Source organism: Streptomyces sp. NRRL S-350 (assembly GCF_000719705.1).
Taxonomy (GTDB): domain Bacteria; phylum Actinomycetota; class Actinomycetes; order Streptomycetales; family Streptomycetaceae; genus Kitasatospora.
The window spans coordinates 1-2,369 of sequence record NZ_JOHO01000149.1; the positions used below are offsets into that span (position 1 = coordinate 1).

2 protein-coding genes are annotated in these 2,369 nt (G+C 72.6%); one reads left to right on the plus strand and one right to left on the minus strand.

Annotated features, from left to right (window positions below; translation table 11 throughout):
* Positions 1-144: 144 nt before the first annotated feature.
* Positions 145-1,104 carry a hypothetical protein gene (locus tag IF30_RS0140110; RefSeq protein WP_234323033.1) on the minus strand — a complete coding sequence of 320 codons (960 nt, stop codon included), beginning with the start codon at positions 1,102-1,104 and terminating at the stop codon, positions 145-147.
* Positions 1,105-1,671: 567 nt separating this feature from the next.
* Here IF30_RS0140110 and IF30_RS0140115 point away from each other — a divergent pair.
* A complete protein-coding gene (locus tag IF30_RS0140115) occupies positions 1,672-1,935 on the plus strand; it encodes a DUF397 domain-containing protein (protein ID WP_030247985.1) in 264 nt (87 codons plus the stop codon).
* Positions 1,936-2,369: the final 434 nt, after the last annotated feature.

The window sequence follows — 2,369 nt, forward strand, 5'->3', positions numbered from 1 at the left end:
GAGCTTCCGCCGCCCCTGAGGGCTCCGGTCCTCGCGGATCTCGAAGGTCATCGCATCCCCTGAACTGGGGTGTTGCAACAACCACTAGAACCCAAGGAAGCCGTTCCGGGCCCTTCATGCGCGTCGGCGGACGCGCGGGTCAAATCACTGTCCGACGGGCCCCTGGGCGGCCGCGTGGGCGCCGCGGGCGCCCTCGGCGAGCCCCTCGGCCTCGGCGGCGGCCGCGGCCTCCGCCTCGGCCCGCGCCAGGTCCTCCGGGGACGGCATCGGCAGCGCGGCCAGGTAGGTCGAGGCGATCAGCTGGCCGACGGTCGGGTAGGCGCCCAGCGGCGCCGCCGACGGGCAGCCGGTCTCCTCCGCGGCCGTGGCCAGCAGCTCGGAGTCGGCCTCCGGACCGATCACCAGCGGGGCCAGCGCCGGGCGCTGCGAGCCGGTCTCCTTGAGGTGGTTGACGGCCGCGGCGACCGAGCCGGGTACGTCGAGGGCGGCGGCGACGACCGGGACGGCCAGGCGGGCGGCCAGCAGCACGCCGGTGATGCCGGCCGCGGCGGCCGCGTCCTCACCGCCGACGGTGGTCAGGACCACGCCGTCCGCGGCGGTCGCGATGGCGAACAGCCGGGCGCGGTCGGCGCGGGCCAGCCCGGCCTCGGAGAGCCGAACGTGCACGGCCTCGGCGAGCAGCGGGTGCGGGCCGAGGGCGTCGGTGACGGGCGCGCCGTACTCGGCGGCGAGCGCGTGGAGTTCGGGCAGGAAGTCGTGCGGACCGGGCACCAGCGGCACCAGGACGGGCATCGGCAGCCCGGCCTCGGCGGTGGCCGCCAGGAGCTCGGTGACGGTGCGGTCGTCGCCGCCCCCGCCCTCGGGGAACTCGCGGGGGAGGTAGCCGACCGCCGCCTGGACGCCGTTCTGCTCGCTGCGGACGATCGACAGCAGCTCCTCGACGACCGACCGGGACTCGGGCCCGGCGGCCGCGGGCACGGCGAGCACCAGGGCAGGGGCGCCGGCCGGGATCTCGGGGCGCTCGGGACGACGGTGGCGCCCCCGCGCACGGGAGCCTGGAGTGCGGACGGGCAGTGGCGCGCCCGGGATGGCTGCGGTGCTCATGCCGGAGATCGTAGGACATCGGCCCGTCAGGCCTGCAGTCGGCTGCCGATCGGGTTCCGCGCGGTCGCGGCGCGGGCCGGGGCGGATCCGGGGCGTTTCCCGTCCCGGTCCGGGTGGTTTGCCTACAATCGGGACATACTTCGCCCAACCCCCGCGTGGGTGTGGGTCCTTGCCTTGACGTGTCCGGTGGGGCGCGGCGTTGCGACCGGGGTGCGTGAGATGTCTCACAGTATGGAGCTCGCCTGACGCAGGGTCACGGCGGTGCGACTCCCGGCGCTCGAAGATCAACATTCAGCGGGTGGCCGCTCACGGCCGGTTATCGCGGGCTCGACGATTCAATCGGCTATGTCCGTTTACGTACCGCCAGAAGAAGGGCCCGTGAAGAGTTGAAGGCCGCGGGTAAAAGGCCTCGTGCACCTGCACTGTCCCGTGCTGATGCACGTGCACTGCAGCTATCATCGCGTCAAGTGAGGCGTTGTGCCGGACCGGTACGGGGCCGGTCCGTTCGTTCGGCGGTGCCGGGGCGCCGCGCTGGACGACAACTCCGGAGCTCTTCGGGAGACTTCTATGCACGACTCGCAAGACACGCACGGCTCGTTCGGCACCTACAACGGGATGGCCGCCGCCGATCTCCAGGGGGTGGTCTGGCAGAAGAGCCGGCACAGCAACTCCCAGGGCAACTGCGTCGAGTTCGCGGCCCTGCCGGGCGGCGATGTGGCGATGCGCAACTCGCGGTTCCCGGACGGGCCGGCGCTCATATACACCCGGGCCGAGATAGCCGCCCTGCTGCTGGGGGCCAAGGACGGGGAGTTCGACCACCTGGCGGTCTGACCGGCCGCCGCGCTTCACCATCGGGGGGCCGTCGTGGGTGCCGACACCGCGACGGCCTTTTTGCTTTTCTTCTCTTTACCTCTGCAACTCCGACAACTCCCGGGAGGTTCCCGGCGTGTGTGGTTCCGCGAGGGTGCTTCCGGGTGTGGGTCCGACGAAACGACCCCGAGCCCGGCGAATGACCAGTAGTCCGGCGGCCGACCCGTGGCCCGGCGGAAACGACCCGGGGTGTGGTGTCTCCCGGGGTTCCCTCCGACCGGCTGCTTACCGGTCGCCGCCCGCGGCGCGATCGACCCGTGCGTCACGCCGCCCGCCCGCCGACCGCGACCGCCCGAGTGCTAGGGCCCGTGTGATGTTGTGATCAGCTGGGCGGTCGCACAAGGTCGTCTATCCAGATCATCGAGGCGCGGAGGTGAAGGCCTGCGAGGTAGCTC